The sequence below is a fragment of the Luteimicrobium album genome, assembly GCF_030161555.1.
Lineage (GTDB): Bacteria > Actinomycetota > Actinomycetes > Actinomycetales > Cellulomonadaceae > Luteimicrobium > Luteimicrobium album.
Genome location: NZ_BSUK01000001.1, coordinates 2,254,811 through 2,274,650 on the forward strand (window position 1 = coordinate 2,254,811; position 19,840 = coordinate 2,274,650).

General features: G+C 73.7%; 19 protein-coding genes and 2 pseudogenes. 18 read left to right on the plus strand and 3 right to left on the minus strand.

Going from position 1 to position 19,840, the window contains the following annotated elements; translation table 11 throughout:
• Positions 1-49 precede the first annotated feature (49 nt).
• A complete protein-coding gene (gene radA / locus QQK45_RS11690; RefSeq protein WP_284293400.1) occupies positions 50-1,474 on the minus strand; it encodes a DNA repair protein RadA in 1,425 nt (474 codons plus the stop codon).
• Between the two features lie 116 nt (positions 1,475-1,590).
• Between radA and QQK45_RS11695 the strand changes: the two genes are divergently transcribed.
• The 11 genes and pseudogenes from QQK45_RS11695 to pstB all read left to right on the plus strand — a co-directional run bounded on the left by QQK45_RS11695 (position 1,591) and on the right by pstB (position 13,021).
• Positions 1,591-2,241: a hypothetical protein gene (locus tag QQK45_RS11695; protein WP_284293401.1), complete on the plus strand. Its 651-nt coding sequence runs from the start codon at positions 1,591-1,593 to the stop codon at positions 2,239-2,241.
• Between the two features lie 32 nt (positions 2,242-2,273).
• Positions 2,274-3,125 carry a pyrroline-5-carboxylate reductase gene (gene proC, locus QQK45_RS11700; protein WP_284293402.1) on the plus strand — a complete coding sequence of 284 codons (852 nt, stop codon included), beginning with the start codon at positions 2,274-2,276 and terminating at the stop codon, positions 3,123-3,125.
• A 1-nt stretch (position 3,126) separates the two neighbouring features.
• Positions 3,127-4,185, plus strand: coding sequence for a LacI family DNA-binding transcriptional regulator (locus tag QQK45_RS11705; RefSeq protein WP_284293403.1), 1,059 nt, complete (start codon positions 3,127-3,129; stop codon positions 4,183-4,185).
• A gap of 213 nt (positions 4,186-4,398) precedes the next feature.
• Positions 4,399-6,045, plus strand: a complete 1,647-nt coding sequence (locus tag QQK45_RS11710; protein ID WP_431310264.1) for a xylulokinase — start codon at positions 4,399-4,401, stop codon at positions 6,043-6,045.
• A gap of 33 nt (positions 6,046-6,078) precedes the next feature.
• Positions 6,079-6,851 (plus strand): annotated as a pseudogene (locus tag QQK45_RS11715) (L-ribulose-5-phosphate 4-epimerase).
• Positions 6,848-8,374: an L-arabinose isomerase gene (gene araA / locus QQK45_RS11720; RefSeq protein ID WP_284293404.1), complete on the plus strand. Its 1,527-nt coding sequence runs from the start codon at positions 6,848-6,850 to the stop codon at positions 8,372-8,374. Before QQK45_RS11715 ends, araA begins: the two are co-directional and overlap by 4 nt.
• 538 nt (positions 8,375-8,912) lie before the next feature.
• Positions 8,913-9,062 carry a hypothetical protein gene (locus tag QQK45_RS22275; protein WP_348525217.1) on the plus strand — a complete coding sequence of 50 codons (150 nt, stop codon included), beginning with the start codon at positions 8,913-8,915 and terminating at the stop codon, positions 9,060-9,062.
• 44 nt (positions 9,063-9,106) lie between these two features.
• A complete protein-coding gene (pstS, locus tag QQK45_RS11725; protein ID WP_348525218.1) occupies positions 9,107-10,036 on the plus strand; it encodes a phosphate ABC transporter substrate-binding protein PstS in 930 nt (309 codons plus the stop codon).
• A 115-nt stretch (positions 10,037-10,151) separates the two neighbouring features.
• Positions 10,152-11,171, plus strand: a complete 1,020-nt coding sequence (gene pstC / locus QQK45_RS11730; RefSeq protein ID WP_284293405.1) for a phosphate ABC transporter permease subunit PstC — start codon at positions 10,152-10,154, stop codon at positions 11,169-11,171.
• Positions 11,172-11,237: 66 nt separating this feature from the next.
• A complete protein-coding gene (gene pstA / locus QQK45_RS11735) occupies positions 11,238-12,146 on the plus strand; it encodes a phosphate ABC transporter permease PstA (protein ID WP_284295033.1) in 909 nt (302 codons plus the stop codon).
• A gap of 95 nt (positions 12,147-12,241) precedes the next feature.
• Complete coding sequence (pstB, locus tag QQK45_RS11740; RefSeq protein ID WP_284295034.1) at positions 12,242-13,021, plus strand: phosphate ABC transporter ATP-binding protein PstB; 780 nt, start codon at positions 12,242-12,244, stop codon at positions 13,019-13,021.
• Positions 13,022-13,072: 51 nt separating this feature from the next.
• On the opposite strand, the gene QQK45_RS11745 is transcribed toward pstB, so the two are convergent.
• On the minus strand, positions 13,073-13,669 hold the full coding sequence (locus QQK45_RS11745; RefSeq protein ID WP_284293406.1) for a septum formation family protein: 597 nt from the start codon (positions 13,667-13,669) through the stop codon (positions 13,073-13,075).
• A gap of 37 nt (positions 13,670-13,706) precedes the next feature.
• A complete protein-coding gene (locus QQK45_RS11750) occupies positions 13,707-14,168 on the minus strand; it encodes a hypothetical protein (RefSeq protein WP_284293407.1) in 462 nt (153 codons plus the stop codon).
• 222 nt (positions 14,169-14,390) lie between these two features.
• Between QQK45_RS11750 and QQK45_RS11755 the strand changes: the two genes are divergently transcribed.
• The 7 genes and pseudogenes from QQK45_RS11755 (at position 14,391) to rlmB (ending at position 19,824) form a co-directional block, all read left to right on the plus strand.
• Positions 14,391-14,873 (plus strand): CarD family transcriptional regulator, encoded by a 483-nt coding sequence (locus QQK45_RS11755; protein ID WP_284293408.1) that lies wholly within the window; start codon positions 14,391-14,393, stop codon positions 14,871-14,873.
• Positions 14,874-15,007: 134 nt separating this feature from the next.
• Positions 15,008-15,660, plus strand: a pseudogene (locus tag QQK45_RS11760) (IspD/TarI family cytidylyltransferase).
• Positions 15,657-16,187: a 2-C-methyl-D-erythritol 2,4-cyclodiphosphate synthase gene (ispF, locus tag QQK45_RS11765; RefSeq protein ID WP_284293409.1), complete on the plus strand. Its 531-nt coding sequence runs from the start codon at positions 15,657-15,659 to the stop codon at positions 16,185-16,187. Before QQK45_RS11760 ends, ispF begins: the two are co-directional and overlap by 4 nt.
• The gene (locus tag QQK45_RS11770) at positions 16,184-16,792 is read left to right on the plus strand and encodes a TetR/AcrR family transcriptional regulator (RefSeq protein WP_284293410.1); all 609 of its coding nucleotides are present in this window, start codon (positions 16,184-16,186) and stop codon (positions 16,790-16,792) included. The genes ispF and QQK45_RS11770 overlap by 4 nt, the downstream gene beginning before the upstream one ends.
• Before the next feature lie 71 nt (positions 16,793-16,863).
• On the plus strand, positions 16,864-17,277 hold the full coding sequence (locus QQK45_RS11775) for a PPOX class F420-dependent oxidoreductase (protein ID WP_284293411.1): 414 nt from the start codon (positions 16,864-16,866) through the stop codon (positions 17,275-17,277).
• 41 nt (positions 17,278-17,318) lie between these two features.
• A complete protein-coding gene (cysS, locus tag QQK45_RS11780; RefSeq protein ID WP_284293412.1) occupies positions 17,319-18,815 on the plus strand; it encodes a cysteine--tRNA ligase in 1,497 nt (498 codons plus the stop codon).
• A 1-nt stretch (position 18,816) separates the two neighbouring features.
• Positions 18,817-19,824 carry a 23S rRNA (guanosine(2251)-2'-O)-methyltransferase RlmB gene (rlmB, locus tag QQK45_RS11785; RefSeq protein WP_284293413.1) on the plus strand — a complete coding sequence of 336 codons (1,008 nt, stop codon included), beginning with the start codon at positions 18,817-18,819 and terminating at the stop codon, positions 19,822-19,824.
• Positions 19,825-19,840: the final 16 nt, after the last annotated feature.

The window sequence follows — 19,840 nt, forward strand, 5'->3', positions numbered from 1 at the left end:
TGAGAGCCGCCGGAGGAGCGGCCGCGCGTCGGCTGCGAGCTGCGCCGGGTCAGGTCGCGGTCGCCGCGGCGAGAGCCTCGCGCAGCGAGCCCACCCGGGCGACCTTCATCCCGGCCGGGAGCGTGCCGTCGCCCAGCGCGGCCGCGGCCGGCACGACGGCGCGCGTGTAGCCGAGCCGGGCGGCCTCGGCGAGGCGCCGCTCGAGCCCGACGACGGGCCGCAGGTCACCCGCGAGCCCGACCTCTCCGAACGCCACCGTCCCCGCGGGCAGCGGGGTGTCCTGGCGGGCCGAGAGCACCGCGAGCGCGACCGCGAGGTCGGCGGACGGCTCGCCGGCCCGCGCCCCGCCGATCGTCGAGACGTAGACGTCCTGGTCCATGACGCGCAGGCCGACGTGCCGGTGCAGCACCGCGAGGTTCATGGCGAGGCGCGAGGAGTCGATCCCGCTGACGGCGCGCCTCGGGTTCGCGAGCGCGCTCGGCGCGACGAGCGCCTGCACCTCGAGCACCAGCGGGCGTCGGCCTTCGAGCGTCACGGTGACGCACGAGCCCGCGACGCCCGCACCGGCGCTCGACAGGAACAGCCCGCTCGGGTCGGGCAGCCCGACGATCCCCGACTCGGACAGGTCGAAGCACCCGACCTCGTCGGTGGGTCCGTACCGGTTCTTGACCGCGCGGACGAGGCGGAGGCGCGAGTGTCGGTCGCCCTCGAACTGGCACACCACGTCGACGAGGTGCTCGAGCGTGCGGGGGCCGGCGACCGACCCGTCCTTGGTGACGTGCCCGACGAGCACGACCGGCAGGTCGCGCGACTTGGCGGCGGCGATGATCGCGCCCGCGACCTCGCGGACCTGGCTCGGGCCGCCGGGCGAGCCCTCGACCTCGGTGGACGCCACGGTCTGCACCGAGTCGAGAACGAGCAGGTCCGGGTCCTCGCGCTCGACGTGGCCGAGGATCGTCGCGAGGTCGGTCTCGGCGACGAGCAGCAGCCCGGGAGCCAGGGCCCCGATCCGCTCGGCGCGCAGCCGCACCTGCCCGGCCGACTCCTCGCCGGTCACGTAGAGGACGCGCGCCGGACGCCCCGAGCCGGCGGCGACGCCGCGCGCGACGTTCGACGCCACGGCGAGCAGCAGCGTCGACTTGCCGACGCCGGGCTCGCCCGCGAGCAGGACCACGGCACCCGGCACGAGGCCCCCACCCAGCACCCGGTCGAGCTCGCCCACGCCCGTCGGGGCGTGCCGGGCGGCGTCGACCTCGATCTGCGCGATCTCGCGCGCCGTCGAACGGGTCGGCGCGACCGCCACGGTCCGGGGCCCGACGCCGGCCGCACCCACCTCCGCGACCGTGCCCCACTCCTGGCACTCGCCGCAGCGCCCGACCCACTTGGCCGTCGTCCACCCGCACTCGGTGCACGCGAACGCCGGACGGGCGGGCTTCGTCGTCGAGCGGGCGGCGCGGGCGCTGGTGGTGGTCACGCGCGCCACGCTAGCCGTGGCCGCCGACACGTCCCCGCCGCCGCGCCCGGCGGACACTACGCTGACGCCCAGGTCGCAACGACGGCGGCACGGACGGACCGACGAAGGGGCGAGACGTGGCTAACCCCAACCAGCACGACCTCCGAGCGGCCTCGCTCGAGCACCGGCACGGCAAGGTCGACCCGGCCGTGTACCGCCGGCGCCGGATCGCGGTGGGCGTCGCCGCGGCGCTGCTCGCGATCCTGATCGTCCTGTTCCTCGCCTACGCCTGGCCCGGCTTCGCCCGTTCCGACGGCGACGCGAAGGCGTCCGCGACCGTCACCGTCACGCAGCCCGCGCCGTCGGCGACGGCGCAGCCCGCCGCGCTCCCGGACGGCGCGACCCCGTTCCTCAAGGTCCTGCCCGGGACCGTGGGGCCGTGGGCGCGCACGTCCGCGAAGAGCGCCGACGCCGGCGCCGCCCTCGAAGCCTGGACCGTCGCCTACGCAGGTCCGTACGGCGGGGCGGACACGACCGTCACGGTCCGCGCGGCGCAGTACGACACCGCGGCGCACGCCGCCGACGCCGCGGCGGACGCCGTCGAGAAGGCGGGGGACGCGACCGCCTCGGGGGACGTCGTCGTCGGCGGGAAGAAGGCCGGCACCTACGCTGTCGTGCCAGGATCGGACGGGAACGCCCAGGTCGTGTGGAGCAACGGGACCGCGACGCTCGTCGCCTCCGGCCCCGAGGACGCCGTCCGCACGTTCTACGCCGCGTTCCCGATGTGACATCCCGAGCGCCCATCCCGACAGGAGCCCCCGTGACCAGCGCCAGCGCCCCCGACCGCACGCCCCGCCTCGCCGTCCTCGGCACGGGGGTCATGGGGGAGGCCGTGCTCGCCGGCGCGCTCGCGGGCGGATGGTCCGCCGACGACGTCGTCGCGACGGTCCGCCGGCCCGAGCGGGCCGCGCAGCTCGAGCAGGCGCACGGGGTCGCGACCACGACGGACAACGTCGAGGCGGTGCGCGGCGCCGGCCTCGTGCTCGTCGGGGTCAAGCCCAAGGACGTCGGCGCGCTCCTGCACGAGGTGGGCGGTGCGCTCGAGCCGGGCGCCGTCGTCGTGAGCCTCGTGGCCGGGCTGCCGACCGCGGCCTTCGAGGCGGTCCTCCCGGACGACACGCCCGTGGTCCGGACCATGCCCAACACGCCCGCTCAGATCGGGGCGGGCGTGACCGCGATCAGCCCCGGGACGCGCGCGACCGACGACCACCTCGCGCTCGTCGAGCGGCTGCTCGCCGGCACGGGGCTCGTCGTGCGGGTCGCGGAGAAGGACCAGGACGCCGTCTCGGCGGTCTCGGGCTCCGGACCGGCGTACGTGTTCTACGTCGTCGACGCGCTCGCGGAGGCGGGCGTCCTGCTCGGGCTCACCCGCCAGGTGGCGCTGCAGGTCGCGACGCAGAGCGTGCTCGGCGCGGGCCGCCTGCTCGACGAGACCGGCGAGCACCCCGCGATCCTCCGCGAGAAGGTGTCGTCGCCCGGCGGGACGACGGTGCGGGCGCTCGCGCGCCTCGACGCCGGCGGGGTCCGGGCCGCGTTCCTCGACGCGCTGCAGGCCGCGCACGCGCGCTCGGCCGAGATCGCCGCGGCGTACGCGCCGGGCGCGGAGCACTGAGATGACCGAGACGGCCGGGAGGAGTCGTGCGCCCGGACGGCTCCCGTCCATGGCGGACGTCGCGCAGGTCGCGGGCGTCTCGCACCAGACGGTCTCGCGCGTCATCAACGACCACCCGAGCGTGCGCGAGGAGACGCGGGCTCGGGTGCTCGACGCGATCGCGCGGCTCGGCTACCGCCGCAACAGCGCGGCGCGCGCCCTGGTGACGCGGCGGACCCGGACCATCGGCATCCTCACGACCGGCTCGGCCCTCTACGGCCCGACGAGCACCGCGGTCGCCGTCGAGGAGGCCGCCCGCGAGCGGGGGTACTTCGTCTCGCTCGCGTCGGTGCGCAGCTTCGAGCACGAGCGCCTGCGGGACGCGATCGACCACTTCATGAGCCAGGCCGTCGAGGGGATCGTCGTGATCACCCCGCAGGACGACGTGGCCGCGGCGGTCGAGTCCATCGAGACGGGGCTCCCGGTCGTCATGATCGCGGCCCTCGACGCGGAGCCGGCGCGGGCGGGGACCATCGCGATCGCTGTCGACCACCGTCTCGGCGCCTACCGTGCGACGCAGCACCTGCTGGACCTGGGGCACGAGACCGTCGTGCACCTCGGAGGGCCGACCGACTGGTTCGACGCGCGCCAGCGCGAGCGCGGGTGGCGCGAGGCCCTCGAGGAGCGCGGGCGCGAGGTGCCCGACGTCGTCCGGTGCGACTGGTCGGCGCGCTCGGGCTACGAGGCCGCGCGCCGGCTGGGGCGGCGGGTGCGCGCTGGCGGCGGCCCGACGGCGGTGTTCGCGGCGAACGACCAGCTCGCGCTCGGGGTGCTGCGCGCCCTGTGGGAGCAGGGCGTCGACGTGCCGGGCGACCTCTCGGTGGTGGGCTTCGACGACATCGACGGCGCGGCGTACTTCGTGCCGTCGCTGACGACGGTGAGCCAGCCGTTCGTGTCGTTGGGCCGGCGGTGCCTGCAGGTGCTCGCGGAGGCGATCGAGGGTGCTGAGGTCGGGCGGCGGCTGCTGATCGAGCCGATGCTGGTGGTGCGCGCGAGCAGCGGACCGCCGCGCGCGTCCTGACCCGCCGCCGCCCGCCTTCCCCGTGTGGGCATGCGTTCGGCTGTTCTCGGACGCCGAAGCCAGCCGAACGGATGCCCACACGGTTGACAGCGGTCGTGGTGTGAGCGCTAACATCCTCGAACAGCCTGAATGTGAGCGCTAACAGGTGTTCGCGGCTCGTGATGGCCCCGGCGGAGCGGCCGGGGAGAAGTCGAAGTCGAGGAGGACCGTCGAATGGCGCTGGCGCCGCACCGGTCGGAGCGCACGTCGCCCGACGCCCCGGAAGCTCGCGAGGTGATCGCCTCCGGCGCGGCCATGCTCGGGATCGAGCTCGGCTCCACCCGCATCAAGGCGTGCCTCGTCGGGCCGGACGGTGTCCCGCTCGCGAGCGGCGACCACGCCTGGGAGAACCGGCTCGAGGACGGCTTCTGGACGTACGCGCTCGACGACGTGTGGTCGGGCCTGCAGGCCTGCTACGCCTCGCTCGTCGACGACGCGGAGCGCCGCCACGGCGTGCGCCCCACGACCTACCGCGCCCTGGGCGTCTCCGCGATGATGCACGGCTACCTCGCGTTCGACGCCCAGGGCGAGCTGCTCGTCCCGTTCCGGACCTGGCGCAACACCACCACCGAGCGCGCGGCCACCGAGCTGACCGGGCTCCTCGGCCACAACGTCCCGCTGCGCTGGTCGGTCGCGCACCTCTACCAGGCGATCCTCGACGACGAGCCCCACGTGCGCCGGGTCCGCTCCCTCACGACGCTCGCCGGCTACGTGCACCGCCGCCTCACGGGCCGCAACGTGCTGGGGATCGGGGACGCCTCCGGCGTGTTCCCCGTCGACCCGGCCGTCAAGACGTACGACCGCCGCATGCTCGACCAGTTCGACCGGCTCGTCGCCGAGCGTCGTCCCGGCCTCCAGGTCCGCGCGCTCGAGGAGCTGCTGCCCGAGGTGCTGCTCGCGGGCCACGAGGCCGGCACGCTCACGGCCGACGGAGCCGCCCTCCTCGACCCCTCCGGTGCACTCCGTCCGGGGGTGCCGCTGTGCCCGCCCGAGGGCGACGCCGGCACCGGGATGGTCGCGACCCACGCCGTCGCGCGGCGCACCGGGAACGTGAGCGTCGGCACGAGCGTCTTCGCGATGGTCGTCCTCGAGAGGCCGCTCGAGGACGTCCACCCCGAGCTCGACCTCGTGACGACGCCGGCGGGCGACCTCGTCGCGATGGTGCACTGCAACAACGGCGCGAGCGAGCTGGGCGCGTGGGCGTCGCTGTTCGGGCGGTTCGCCGAGCTCACCGCGCCCGACGGCGCCGCCCCCGACGCGGACGCCGTCTTCGAAGCGCTGCTGCGGGAGGCGCTCGAGGGCGACGCCGACGCGGGCGGGCTCACGGCCTACAACTACCTGTCGGGCGAGCCCGTCACGGGCCTGGCCGAGGGTCGGCCGCTCCTGGTGCGCGGCCCCGACAGCGCGTTCACGCTCGCCAACCTCGTCCGCGCCCAGGTGTACGCGGCGTTCGGCGCGCTGAGCCTCGGCATGCGGGTCCTCGAGGGCGAGGGCGTCGAGATCGACACGATGGTCGCGCACGGCGGCCTGTTCCGGACCCGCGGCGTCGCCCAGCGTCTCCTCGCCGCGGCCCTCGGCGCCCCCGTGGCCGTCGGCAGCTCGGCCGGCGAGGGCGGGGCGTGGGGGATCGCGGTGCTCGCGTCGTACCTGGGCGACGAGGCCGGGCACGACCTCGCGGGGTACCTCGACGAGCACGTCTTCGCCGGTGCCGAGGCGGACGTCGTCGAGCCCCGGCACGACGACGTCGCGGGGTACGCGGCGTTCCTCGAGCGCTACGTCGCCGGCCTCGCCGTCGAGAAGGCGGCCACCGATGCGCTCTGACCCGACCGTCCGTCCCCTGAGGGAGCACCGCCGATGACCACCGCCACCACCGTCCCCGCGACCGTGCGGGACGCCGTCGACGCCGCGAAGGTCCGGGTCGCGGACCTGCACGCCGAGCTGCCGCGCTGGGGCCTCGTCGTCTGGACGGCGGGGAACGTGTCGCAGCGGGTCGTCGTCGATCCCGCGGGCGGTCCGGGCCCCGACGACCTCCTCGTCATCAAGCCCTCGGGCGTCACCTACAACGAGCTCACGCCCGGCGCCATGGTCGTGTGCGACCTCGACGGGACGCTCCTCGAGGGGAGCGGAGCCCGTCGTCGGACACGGCCGCGCACGCCTACGTGTACCGGAACATGCCCGGGGTGGGCGGCGTCGTGCACACGCACTCGACCTATGCCACGGCGTGGGCGGCCCGCGGCGAGGAGATCCCGTGCGTGCTCACGATGATGGCCGACGAGTTCGGCGGGCCCGTCCCCGTCGGGCCGTTCGCGATCATCGGCGACGACTCCATCGGGCGCGGGATCGTCGACACGCTCGCGGGGTCGCGGTCGCCCGCCGTGCTCATGCGCAACCACGGGCCCTTCACCGTCGGGCGTGACGCCGAGGCGGCCGTCAAGGCGGCCGTCATGCTGGAGGAGGTCGCGCGGACCGTCCACGCCGCGCGCCAGCTCGGCGAGCCGCTCCCCATCGACCCGGCCGCCGTCGACCGGCTCTACGACCGTTACCAGAACGTCTACGGGCAGGGCTCCGCTGACGGCGCCGACGCCGTCAACGGCCCCGCCACGAACGCCGAGGAGGCACACGCATGACCAGCGGCAGCACCCAGCCCAGCCCGTTCGAGGGCCGGGAGATCTGGTTCCTCACCGGGTCGCAGGACCTGTACGGCGACGACGTCCTCGCGCAGGTCGCCGCGCAGTCGCAGCAGGTCGCGGCGGCGCTCGACGGCGCGTCCGCGGTGCCCGTGCGCGTCGTCTGGAAGCCCGTGCTCAAGGACAGCGAGTCCATCCGCCGCGTGATCCTCGACGCGAACGCCGACGACCGCTGCGTCGGCCTCGTCGCGTGGATGCACACGTTCAGCCCCGCGAAGATGTGGATCCGCGGTCTCGACGCGCTCGCGACGCCGCTCCTGCAGCTCCACACGCAGGCGAACGTCGAGCTGCCGTACGACGCCATCGACATGGACTTCATGAACCTCAACCAGGCCGCCCACGGCGACCGCGAGTTCGGGTACATCCTCAGCCGGATGAACGTGCCGCGGAAGATCGTCGTCGGGCACGCCACCCACGAGCGCGTGCAGGCCCAGGTGGGCGCGTGGGCCCGCGCCGCGGTCGGCTACGCGGAGCTGCGGGGCCTCCGGCTCGCCCGGTTCGGCGACAACATGCGCAACGTCGCCGTCACCGAGGGCGACAAGACCGAGGCCGAGGTCCGGTTCGGGGTCTCCGTGAACACGTGGGGCGTGAACGACCTCGTGGCCCGCGTGGACGCGGTGTCCGACGCCGACGTCGACCTGCTCGTCAAGGAGTACGAGGAGCTGTACGACGTGGCGCCCGAGCTGCGCGCCGGCGGCGAGCGGCACGAGTCGCTGCGCTACGGCGCGCGCATCGAGGTCGGGCTGCGCTCGTTCCTCGAGGAGGGCGGCTTCGGTGCCTTCACGACGAGCTTCGAGGACCTCGGCGGCCTGCGTCAGCTCCCCGGCCTCGCCGTCCAGCGCCTCATGGCCGACGGCTACGGCTTCGGCGCCGAGGGCGACTGGAAGACCGCCGTCCTCGTCCGGGTCGCGAAGGTCATGGGCCACGGGCTCCCCGGCGGGGCGTCGCTCATGGAGGACTACACCTACGACCTCACGCCCGGGTCCGAGCTCATCCTCGGCGCCCACATGCTCGAGGTCTGCCCGACCCTCACCACGAAGCGCCCGCGCCTCGAGATCCACCCGCTCGGCATCGGCGACCGCGAGGACCCCGTGCGCCTCGTGTTCGAGGCCGACGCCGGCCCCGGGCTCGTCGTCGCCATGAGCGACATGCGGGACCGGTTCCGGCTCGTCGCGAACGTCGTCGACGTCGTCGAGGCGCCGCACGACCTGCCGCGGCTGCCCGTCGGCCACGCCCTGTGGGCCCCCGCGCCCGACCTCGCGACGTCCGCCGGGGCCTGGCTGCTGGCCGGCGCGGCGCACCACACCGTCATGACGACCGCGCTCGACGTCGGGGTCTTCGAGGACCTCGCGAGGATGTCCGAGACCGAGCTCCTCACCATCGACGCGGCCACGACGCAGCGCGGGTTCGAGCGGGAGCTGCGCTGGAACGCCGTCTACCACCGCGTGGCCGACGGGCTCTGACGCTCCGATCTATCGGGTCTGTGCGTCACGGTCGGGTTCGCGGGCGGGCACGGCGAGGCGGTTCGGGCCGCCTTCCGAGGCCCGTCCGATCCGTCGTCGTCTCTCCTTCGACGCGAGTCAGCGCGTTTCGTTCGAGTCAGCGCGAAGTCCGCGCTGACTCGGGTGATTCGCGCTGACTCGGCGGTCTTGGTGCCGAGCATGCGGACACCCCGTGTTCGGCGGCGGGGAGGGGCTGCTCGCATGGTCGGCGGGGCGGGTGGTACCTGATCACATGGTCGACCGCGCTCACCCCGCGCGCCCCACCCGGCCCGGGCACGGCGCACGGCGTGAGCGGTACGAGTCGGGACGTCCTGACGGCGGATCCGGGGTTCTGTCACGAGTTGTACGGGCTGCGCCGTCGGTCGGGTTGGGCCGGTCCCCAGTGTTCACCCCGCGTTCATCCTCGCTGCGCCACCCGGTCATCCGTCCTGCTTAGCGTCAGCCCCGTCGCCGGCACTCGCCGTCGACGTGAAGACGTGCGAACAGGATGGAACGACACGTGAACCTCAGCCGACTCACCCGCGTGGGCTCTGCCGTCGCGATCGGCGCGCTCGCCCTCAGCCTTGCCGCGTGCGGTTCCGACGACGCCACGGGGAACGGCACCGGCTCCGGTACCAGCACCGACGGCGCGAGCGCCGGGGCGACCTGAGCGGTGAGCTCAACGGTGCCGGCTCGACGGCCCAGGGCAGCGCCATGGACGCCTGGCGCTCGGGCTTCCAGTCCGCCAACAGCGGCGTCACCGTGAACTACGACGGCATCGGATCGGGCGACGGGCGCAAGCAGTTCCTCAGCGGCGCCGTCCAGTACGCCGGTTCCGACGCGTACCTGACCGACGACGAGATCGCGCAGGCCAAGACCACCTGCCAGAACGGCGACGTCGTCGAGCTCCCGGTCTACATCAGCCCGATCGCGATCGCCTTCAACCTCAAGGGCGTCGACTCGCTGAACCTCGACGGCCCGACGGTCGCGAAGATCTTCGACGGCAAGATCACCAAGTGGGACGACCCGGCGATCGCCAAGCTGAACGACGGGGTCAAGCTCCCCAGCACCGCGATCACGCCGGTGCACCGCTCGGACGACTCGGGCACGACCCAGAACTTCACGCAGTGGGTCAAGGCCAACGCGGGTGACGCGTGGCCGTACGAGCCCTCGCAGACCTTCCCGGTCAAGGGCGGCCAGTCGGCACAGGGCACCCCGGGCGTCGCCCAGACGCTCCAGGGCGGCGAGGGCACGATCGGCTACATCGACTCGTCGCAGGTCGGCAAGCTCGGCTCCGCGAAGATCAAGGTCGGCGACGCGTTCGTGGCGCACTCCCCGGAGGCCGCGGCTGCCGCGGTCGCCAAGTCCGACGTCGTGTCGGGCCGTGCGACGTCGGACATCGCGATCGACATCAACCGCACCCTGACGGACTCCTCGACCTACCCGCTGGTGCTCGTCTCGTACGACATCGGCTGCACGACCTACGCGGACGCCAACACTGCCGCGCTGGTCAAGGGCTTCTTCAGCTACGTGGTCAGCGACGCGGGCCAGCAGGCCGCGGCCTCGGCTGCGGGCTCGGCCCCGCTCTCGTCGGACCTGGCCGCGAAGGCCCAGGCCGCGGTCGACGCGATCAAGCTCGGCTGACCGCACCGGTAGACGTGGTGACCGGTGCCGGCGGGAGGGGCGTTGCGCCTCGCCCGCCGGCACCGCCTCGCACCCCACCCGCTGAGGTGCGGTCCACGATGACGAAGGAGATGGTGTGACCACCACAGCCGCCGACACCCGGGCGCCGAGCCCGGCGCCGTCGAACGGGCCCGACCGGCCCCGGCCGCCGCGTCGGCGCACGCGGGCGGCCGACCGCGGGTTCAACCGTGCGTTCCGCTACCTGGCGACGAGCGCCGGCACGCTCATCCTGATCGCCCTCGCCGCGGTCGCGGGCTTCCTGCTCTGGCAGTCCTGGCCCGCGCTCACGTCGAGCGGGTCGGAGATCGCGTCGAAGGTGAGCTTCTTCCAGGGGCAGAGCTCCCTGGCCTCGTACCTCGGGCCGTTGATCTTCGGGACCCTGCTGGCGGCGGCGGTCGCGCTGGCCGTCGCGACCCCGCTCGCGATCGGGATCGCGCTGTTCACCTCGCACTACGCGCCGCGGCGGCTCGCGTCGCTCCTCGGCTGGGTGATCGACCTGCTCGCGGCGATCCCGTCGGTCGTGTACGGCCTGTGGGGCGCGCTCGTCCTGGCGCCGACGATCCAGCCCGTCTGGCAGTGGGTCTCGAACGTACTCGGCTGGATCCCGCTCTTCAAGGGTCCGGCGGCCGATCCCGCCCGCGTGCTCCTGACCGTCTCGCTGGTGCTCGCCGTGATGATCCTGCCGATCATCACGGCCGTCTCGCGCGAGGTCTTCCTCCAGACGCCGAAGCTCCACGAGGAGGCCGCGCTCGCGCTCGGCGCGACCCGCTGGGAGATGATCCGCACCGCGGTCCTGCCGTTCGGCCGCTCGGGCGTGGTGTCCGCGGCGATGCTCGGCCTGGGCCGCGCGCTGGGCGAGACCATGGCCGTCGTCATGATCCTGTCGCCCGGGCTCACCTACTCGTTCGCGCTGCTCCTCGCCGGCAAGCAGCAGACGATCGCCGCGAACATCGCCCTCAAGTACCCGGAGGCGAACTCGCTCGGCATGAGCACGCTGATGGCCACAGGTCTCGCGCTGTTCGTCATCACGATGGTCGTCAACATGGCGTCGCGCTGGGTCGTCGGCCGTCGCAAGGAATTCTCGGGAGCGAACTGAGATGGCCGTGATCCCCACCACCCTCGACGGCGCCCCGCGCCCCCGCGCGGCGACGACGTCCGTGCGCTGCTGCGCACGTCCGACGCGCGGCGCCGCCGCAAGGACCGGATGATGACGGTGCTCGTGAGCACCGCGTTCGGCATCGCGCTCGTCCCGCTCGTCTGGCTCCTGTGGACCGTGGTCGGACGCGGCATCGGCCGGCTCGACCCCTACTTCCTCCTGCACTCGATGCGCGGCGTGTTCGGCGGCATGGACGCGGGCGGCATCTACCACGCGATCATCGGCACCGTCTGGGTGACGGTGGGCGCGGCGGTCATCTCGGTGCCGGTCGGCATCCTTGCCGCGATCTACCTCGTCGAGTACGGCGCGGGCGGCCGGCTGGCGCGGGCGGTCACGTTCTTCGTGGACGTCATGACGGGCATCCCGTCGATCGTCGCGGGTCTGTTCGCGTACGCGCTGTTCTCTCTCTTCCTCGGGCCGGGCGCGCACTTCGGCGCGATCGGCGCGGTCGCGCTGAGCGTCCTGATGATCCCGGTCGTCGTCCGCTCGACGGAGGAGATGCTCAAGCTCGTCCCGAACGAGCTGCGCGAGGCCGCGTACGCGCTCGGCGTCCCGAAGTGGCTGACCGTGATCAAGGTCGTGCTCCGCACCGCGATCGCGGGCATCACGACGGGCGTCATGCTCGCCGTGTCCCGCGTGGTCGGCGAGACGGCACCGCTGCTCCTCACGGTGGGCGTGATCGACTCGATCAACTTCAACCCGTTCGAGGGCCGCATGATGACGCTGCCGGTCTACGTGTACCGGCAGTTCACCGCGGGCCTGGTGCCGTGCAACAACCCGAACGTCACCTGCATCCCGACCATCAACTACGACCGCGCCTGGGCGGCCGCGCTGACGCTGATCCTCATCGTCATGATCCTCAACCTGGTCGCGCGGCTCGTGTCCCGGCTCTTCGCCCCGAAGATCCGCTCATGAGCACGCCCGACGGCGGCACCCGCCCCGCGCCCACGGACAGCGGGCCGCGGCCCAGCACTCCGACGACCCCCACCCCGAAGAAGGACGACCCCGCGATGGCACAGCGCATCGACGTCAAGGACCTCAACATCTACTACGGCGACTTCCTGGCGGTCGAGGGCGTCACGATGACGATCGAACCCCGTTCGGTCACCGCGTTCATCGGCCCGTCCGGCTGCGGCAAGTCGACCTTCCTCCGCACCCTCAACCGGATGCACGAGGTCATCCCGGGGGCGTCGGTGCACGGCAGCGTCGAGATGGAGGGTGTCGACCTGTACGGCGCCGACATCGACCCGGTCGCGGTGCGCCGGCAGATCGGCATGGTCTTCCAGCGGCCCAACCCGTTCCCCACGATGTCCATCGAGGAGAACGTGCTCGCGGGCGTCCGCCTGCTGAACAAGAAGATCTCGAAGTCGGACGCCGCGGACCTCGTCGAGGCGTCGCTCGCGAGCGCGAACCTCTGGAACGAGGTCAAGGACCGTCTCCAGAAGCCGGGCGCCGGCCTCTCCGGCGGCCAGCAGCAGCGCCTGTGCATCGCGCGCGCCATCGCGGTGAAGCCTCAGGTGCTCCTCATGGACGAGCCGTGCTCGGCTCTCGACCCGATCTCCACGCTCGCGATCGAGGACCTCATCACGGAGCTCAAGAAGGACTACACGATCGTCATCGTCACGCACAACATGCAGCAGGCTGCGCGCGTGAGCGACCGGACGGGCTTCTTCAACATCGCGGGGACCGGCAGCCCCGGCAAGCTCATCGAGATGGACGACACCGGGACCATGTTCTCGACGCCCAAGGAGAAGGCGACGGAGGACTACATCTCCGGCCGCTTCGGGTGACCCGGTCCGGCCCCCGGCCGGACGAGAGGATCCCGTCGGCGCTGAGAGCGGTCAGGCCGTGGCGGGGCTCGTCGGGTCGCCCGCGGGACGCCTGGCGTCGTCCGTCACCGGCGTCCGGCGGAGCCGGTCCACGTAGGACCCGTCGACCTTCTGCGGCAGCAGCAGCACGCACTGGACGAGCCGGTCTCCGTCACCGTTCCAGCCGTCCTCGGTGGGCGTGTACTCCGAGAAGTCGAGCGAGGGCGCGTCCTCGTAGTCGAGCCCGGTGAGGGCGGTGAACTGCGCGTCGCAGAAGTCGTCGGCCTGCTCCCCGACCGCGTCGTCGCCCGGGTACTCGCCCGCGGGCAGCATCGTCTCGGCGTAGATCTCGGCGTCGTGGGGATCGGAGCAGGGCGTGACCGGAACCGAGTCGACCGCGGTCGACGCGGTGGCCGTCGAGTCGAAGTCGCCCGAGTCGGACAGCAGGCAGTCGCCCACGCGCAGCGAGTAGACGTCCGTGTCGCCCGCCGCGGTGATCGCGCCGTGCGGGTGGTCGCGGGAGGCGTCGGGCGGACCGGCGGTCACGAGCCCGCAGCCGGCGAGCACGCAGCACACAGCGGCCGCCACAGGGAGCGCGAGCCGTCGTGCTCGCGCCGACGACGACGTCATCGGTCCGTCAGGAGCGCGTGGGCGCGGGTGGCGGGGCTCAGCCCTCGGCGGAGGCGGTGGGGACGAGCGTCGCGTACTCGGGGAGCGTGCCGTCGAGCACGGGCACCGACACGGTCTCGGTGGCGTCGCCGACCGTGACCTTGACGGGGAGCACGGCACCGGGCGCCGCTCCGGTGGTGTCGAAGACGACGTCGTCGGGGCCCTCGGCGCCGAGCTGCGTCGTGGACGAGGGGTCGACGGAGACCGTCGCCGACGAGGCGCCCTCCGGGGCCACCGTGACCGTCGCCGCGTCCGAGCCCGCGTTGTAGAACGAGCCCAGCAGCCGCCCGGGGTCGCCCTTGCCGCTCGAGAGCACCAGCAGGTTGATGCCCTTGACGTCGCCGACGACGACGTCGATGCCGTCGGAGGGCTGGTAGGGCTTGTTGGTCTGCGTGGGGCTGCAGGCGGAGAGCGCGGCGGCGCTCGCGAGGGCCACCGGGACCGCGAGGAGCTTGCTCATGCGGGCGGTGCTGCGGTTCACTGTGCGATCTCCAGGGCTCGTCGGGGGAAGGCCGGGTGGGGCCCCCTCAGAGTAGCGTTTCGGGCACCGTGCTCGCGCGTTCCGCCGCGTGCCGTAGGCCACGTCGACGGGTTCGCCGCGAGGCCCGGGAGGGCTTCTCGCTCAACGGCCCTGAAATGGCCGCGTGGTAAGATGGACCCCCGCGAAAGGGGACATCTGAAGATGACTTTCACTGTAGGGGAGACGGTTGTCTACCCGCACCACGGCGCAGCCCTCATCGAGGAGATCAAGACGCGGACCATCCGCGGGGAGGACAAGCTCTACCTCAAGCTCCGGGTCGCCCAGGGCGACCTGACGATCGAGGTCCCCGCGGAGAACGTCGACCTCGTGGGTGTGCGTGACGTCGTCGGCCAGGAAGGTCTCGACAAGGTGTTCGAGGTTCTTCGTGCGCCGTACACGGAAGAGCCGACGAACTGGTCGCGCCGTTACAAGGCCAACCTCGAGAAGCTGGCGTCCGGCGACGTCATCAAGGTCGCCGAGGTCGTGCGCGACCTGTCGCGTCGCGACGCGGACCGCGGCCTCTCGGCCGGCGAGAAGCGCATGCTCGCCAAGGCTCGCCAGATCCTCGTCTCGGAGCTCGCGCTCGCGGAGCACACCGAGGAGGACAAGGCGGAGGCCATCCTCGACGAGGTGCTCGCCAGCTGAGCACGTCAGACGCCGGCAGTGCTCCGGCAACCGCACCACACGAAGGCCGGTCCGCGACCAGCGGGCCGGCCTTCGCGGCCGTCCTGACCGCCGCGGGCTCGGGCACCCGGCTCGGCGCCGCGGTTCCCAAGGCGCTGGTCCCGCTCGGTGGCACGCCGCTCGTCGTGCACGCCGCGACACGGCTCGTGGAGGCCGGCGCGGCGGTCGTCGTCGTCACGGCTCCGCCGGCCCACGCCGAGGCGCTCGGCGCCGCCCTGGGGGCGTCGGACGCGCTCCGTCCGCCTCGTGTGGTCGTCGTCCCCGGGGGCCCGCCCGGCAGGCCAGCGTGGCCGCCGGCCTGGCTGCGCTCCCGGCGTCGGCACCGCCCGTCGTCCTCGTGCACGACGCCGCCCGCGCGCTCGCCCCGGTGCCGCTCCTCGTTCGGGTCGCGCAGGCCGTCGCCGGGGGTCACGATGCCGTTGTGCCCGCCTTGCCCGTGACCGACACCGTCGTCCGTGTTCTCCCGGCCTCGGACGGCGAACCCGTCCGCTCGGCGGGGACCGTGGACCGCCGGAGCCTCCGAGCCGTCCAGACGCCCCAGGGCTTCCGCCGCGACGTGCTCGAGCGGGCGCACGCCGCGGGCGCCGGCGTCGCGGGGGACGAAGCGACGGCCGCGAGCGACGACGCGAGTCTCGTGGCGGCCCTCGGCGTCGACGTGGTGCTCGTCGAGGGCGACGCGCGCGCCCTGAAGATCACGACGTCGCACGACCTCGCGGTCGCGGGCCTGCTGCTCGAGGAGGGCGCGTGAGCCCCGCACTCCTGCCGCGCACCGGCATCGGCACCGACGTGCACGCGTTCGACACCGACCCGGCCCGCGAGCTGTGGGTCGGCGGGCTGCACTGGCCGGGAGAGACCGGGCTGGCGGGGCACTCCGACGGGGACGTCGCGGCCCACGCCGCAGCCGACGCGCTGTTCTCCGCCTCGGGGCTCGGCGACCTCGGCTCGAACTTCGGCATCAGCGAGCCGGAGTGGGCGGGAGCCCGCGGCACCGCGCTGCTCGCGGAGGCGGCCCGCCGCGTCCGCGCCGCCGGCTTCGAGATCGGCAACGTCGCCGTCCAGGTGATCGGCAACCGTCCACGCCTCGGCCCTCGCCGCGCGGAGGCGCAGGCCACGCTGAGCGAGGCCGCGGGCGCCGTCGTGACGCTCACCGCGACCACCACCGACGGCCTCGGCCTCACGGGGCGGGGCGAGGGACTGGCCGCGCTCGCGACCGCGCTCGTCGTGCCGGTGCCACCGCCGGGCGGGCCGTCGGACGAACCCGGCGCCGCCGGGTGAACGAGCGCCTGAGCCACGAGCAGCGCCGCGAGCAGCTCGTCGCGGCCGCGCTGGCCGTCGCGCTCCGGGAGGGCGTCGAGGCCGTGACCGTCCGGTCGGTCGCGCGCGAGGCCGGCGTGCGTCCCGGCATCATCCACTACGTCTTCCGGGACAAGCACGAGATGCTCGCCGCGCTCAGCCGGCAGGTGGCAGCCATCGCGTCGACGTTCCTCGACGACGCGATCACCGCGGGCGGCGACATCTCGACGACGATGCACGCGCTCGCCGACGCGATGTGGAAGGGCCTCGAGGCGAGGTCGCACCACCAGCTCCTCACCATCGAGATCGCGACCCTCGGCGCCCGCGACGAGCGGATGCGCGCCATCGTGCTCGACCAGCTCAAGGCGCAGTGGGCGGCGTCCGAGAAGTACCTGTCGGCCGCGGCGCAGCTCGCGGGCGTCACCTACTCGATGGACGTCGCGCTGCTGGCCCGGATGGTGTCCGCGGAGATCGACGGCATCCAGATCGCGTGGATGGTCGAGCACGACGACGCCGCGGCCATCGCGTCGTTCCACGCCGTGGCGGACGCGATCCTCGGCACCGTCCGGCCCCTGGGCAAGCGGTAGCGCCGCCGTTCACCGACGTCCACCTGGCGGACGCGCGGAATGGCGGCGCCGTCGTCGGGCTTGGACCAGGCATGACGCAGACGACGACGGCCCCCGCCCTCCCCGACGACGCGAAGGCGCTCCTCGACGCCCCCGAGCACGCGGTCATCGCGACCATCGACCCCGACGGCCGACCGCAGCTCTCGGTCGTGTGGGTCGCCCGGGACGGGGACGACGTGCTCGTCTCCACCGTGCGCGGGCGCCGCAAGGCCGACAACCTCGAGCGCGACCCGCGGGCCACCGTGCTCGTCTACCCGCGCGACGAGCCGCACCGCTACCTCGAGATCCGCGGCGACGTGACGCTCGTCGACGACCCGGACTCCCAGCTCATCCACGACCTGGTGCGCACCTACACGGGCGCCGAGCGGTACACGGGGGACGAGGGGACGGGCAACGAGCGCGTGATCGTGCGGGTCACGCCCCGCCGCGTCGTCTGGCGCGTCTGAGGCGTTCTGCCCGGTGGGGGCGGCCCCGGTACCCTTGCCGGGTGACCCTTCGCCTCTTCGACACCGCCACGCGCGACGTGCGGGACTTCGTGCCCGCTGTGCCCGGTGAGGTCGGCATCTACGTGTGTGGGGCCACCGTCCAGAGCGAGCCTCATATCGGGCACCTGCGCACCCAGGTCGCGTTCGACGTCCTGGTCCGCTGGCTGCGCCGGTCGGGCCTCGCCGTGACGCTCGTGCGCAACGTGACGGACATCGACGACAAGATCCTCGCCAAGGCCGCCGCCGCAGGTCAGCGGTGGTGGGAGCGGGCCGCGATCTACGAGCGCGAGTTCACGGCCGCGTACGACGCGGTCGGCGTCCTCCCGCCCACCTACGAGCCACGGGCGACCGGGCACGTCGTCGACATGGTCGGCCTGATGTCCCGCCTCGTCGAGCGAGGGCACGCCTACGTGGCCGCCGAGGGCGACGTCTACTTCGACGTGCGCTCCTGGCCCGACTACGGCTCGCTCACCAACCAGCGCCTCGAGGACCTCACGATCGCCCCCGAGGACCTCGGCGTGGACGAGCCCGTGAACGCTGGCCTCAAGCGCGACCCGCACGACTTCGCCCTCTGGAAGGCACCGAAGGACGGCGAGCCCCCGACGGCGGCCTGGCCCACGCCCTTCGGCCGCGGGCGCCCCGGCTGGCACCTCGAGTGCTCCGCGATGGCCCAGCGCTACCTCGGCGACACGTTCGACATCCACGGCGGCGGCCTCGACCTGCGCTTCCCGCACCACGAGAACGAGCAGGCCCAGTCCCGCGCCGCCGGGTACGGCTTCGCGCGCTACTGGCTGCACAGCGCCTGGGTCACGCAGGGCGGCGCCAAGATGAGCAAGTCGCTCGGCAACGGGCTGCTCGTCCGCGAGGTCCTCGCCCACGCACCGGCCTCGGCGCTCCGCTACGCCCTCACCGCCGTCCAGTACCGCTCGATGCTCGAGTGGACCCCCGACACCCTCGCCGAGGCCGAGGCGACCTGGGACCGGTTCGCCGGGTTCGTCGCGCGGGCGTCGGAGCGCGTGGGCACGGTCGACGACGCCGAGATCCGGTCCGCGGCGCTGCCCGAGGCTTTCGTCGCGGCGATGGACGACGACCTCAACGTCCCGGCGGCGCTCGCCGTCGTCCACGAGCACCTGCGGCTCGGGAACACCGCCCTCGCGGCGGCCTCCGCCGGCGGGTGGCACGGGCCCGAGGTCGACGCCGCGCGCCGTGACGTGCGGGCCGAGCTGGTCGCCGTTCGGGCGATGCTCGACGTCCTCGGGCTCGACCCCGGCGACCCCCACTGGGCCACGGGCGGCGACTCGCTCTACGCGGACGCGCTGGGCGCGGTCGTGCAGGCCGAGCTCGACGCCCGTGCCGAGGCGCGGGCCGCACGCGACTTCGCGACCGCGGACCTGATCCGCGGGCGCCTCGCAGCAGCGGGCATCCTCGTCGAGGACCAGCCCACCGGCGCGCGGTGGAGTCTCGCCGCGCCCGCCCCCACCGAACGATTGCAGGACTGACATGGCAGGCAACTCGAAGCGTCGCGGCGCCGTCCGCAAGCCCGGCTCCAAGAAGGGCGCGACGGTCGGCTCGGGCGGCCAGCGCCGCAAGGGTCTCGAGGGCCGTGGCCCGACGCCCAAGGCGGAGGACCGCACGTACCACGTCGCCCACAAGCGCAAGGCCGAGGCGGAGAAGAAGGTGGCCGGGTCCTCCGGTCGCGGGGGCGACCGGCCCCGTAACGGCGGCCGTGGTGGGTCGAGCCGCGGTCCCGGCCGCGGGGCGGCCACCGAGGTCGTGACCGGCCGGAACGCGGTGCTCGAGGCGCTGCGCGCGCGCGTCCCGGTGACCACCCTCTACGTGGCCTCGCGTCTCGAGGCCGACGACCGCACCCGCGAGATCCTCCAGATCGCGTCCGGGCGCGGGTACAACCTCCTCGAGGTCACGAAGCCCGAGCTCGACCGGCTCACCGACGGCTCGATCCACCAGGGCGTCGCCGTCCAGGTGCCGCCCTACGAGTACGCCGACCTCGACGACCTCCTCGACTCTGCCGCCCGCAGCGGCACCGCACCGCTGCTCGTCGCGCTCGACGGCGTGACCGACCCCCGCAACCTCGGTGCCGTCATGCGGTCGGCCGGGGCGTTCGGCGGGCACGGCGTGATCGTGCCCGAACGACGGGCCGCCGGGGTGACCGCGTCGGCGTGGAAGACGTCCGCCGGCGCCGCGGCCCGCGTGCCCGTCGCACGCGTCACCAACCTCGCCCGCGCCCTCGGCGAGCTCAAGCAGGCCGGGTGCTTCGTCGTCGGGCTCGACGGGGACGGGCCCACCGCGATCGGCGACGTCGCGTTCGCGACGGACCCGCTCGTCGTCGTCGTCGGCTCCGAGGGCAAGGGGCTGTCGCGGCTCGTCCGCGAGGCGTGCGACGTCGTCGCGTCGATCCCGATCACGTCGGAGGTCGAGTCGCTCAACGCGTCCGTGGCGGGCGGGATCGCCCTCTACGAGGTCGCGCGCCTGCGCTCGCAGGCCGAGTAGGCGGCACCCTCTGCTC

Excerpts from the sequence above, each read along its gene's own strand:
- QQK45_RS11705 (WP_284293403.1), top strand. The coding sequence starts at position 3,127 with ATGACCGAGACGGCCGGGAGGAGTCGTGCGCCCGGACGGCTCCCGTCC.
- QQK45_RS11710 (WP_431310264.1), top strand. The coding sequence starts at position 4,399 with ATGGCGCTGGCGCCGCACCGGTCGGAGCGCACGTCGCCCGACGCCCCG.
- araA (WP_284293404.1), top strand. The coding sequence starts at position 6,848 with ATGACCAGCGGCAGCACCCAGCCCAGCCCGTTCGAGGGCCGGGAGATC.
- pstS (WP_348525218.1), top strand. The coding sequence starts at position 9,107 with ATGGACGCCTGGCGCTCGGGCTTCCAGTCCGCCAACAGCGGCGTCACC.
- pstB (WP_284295034.1), top strand. The coding sequence starts at position 12,242 with ATGGCACAGCGCATCGACGTCAAGGACCTCAACATCTACTACGGCGAC.
- QQK45_RS11745 (WP_284293406.1), bottom strand. The coding sequence starts at position 13,669 with ATGACGTCGTCGTCGGCGCGAGCACGACGGCTCGCGCTCCCTGTGGCG.
- QQK45_RS11750 (WP_284293407.1), bottom strand. The coding sequence starts at position 14,168 with ATGAGCAAGCTCCTCGCGGTCCCGGTGGCCCTCGCGAGCGCCGCCGCG.
- QQK45_RS11755 (WP_284293408.1), top strand. The coding sequence starts at position 14,391 with ATGACTTTCACTGTAGGGGAGACGGTTGTCTACCCGCACCACGGCGCA.
- QQK45_RS11775 (WP_284293411.1), top strand. The coding sequence starts at position 16,864 with ATGACGCAGACGACGACGGCCCCCGCCCTCCCCGACGACGCGAAGGCG.
- rlmB (WP_284293413.1), top strand. The coding sequence starts at position 18,817 with ATGGCAGGCAACTCGAAGCGTCGCGGCGCCGTCCGCAAGCCCGGCTCC.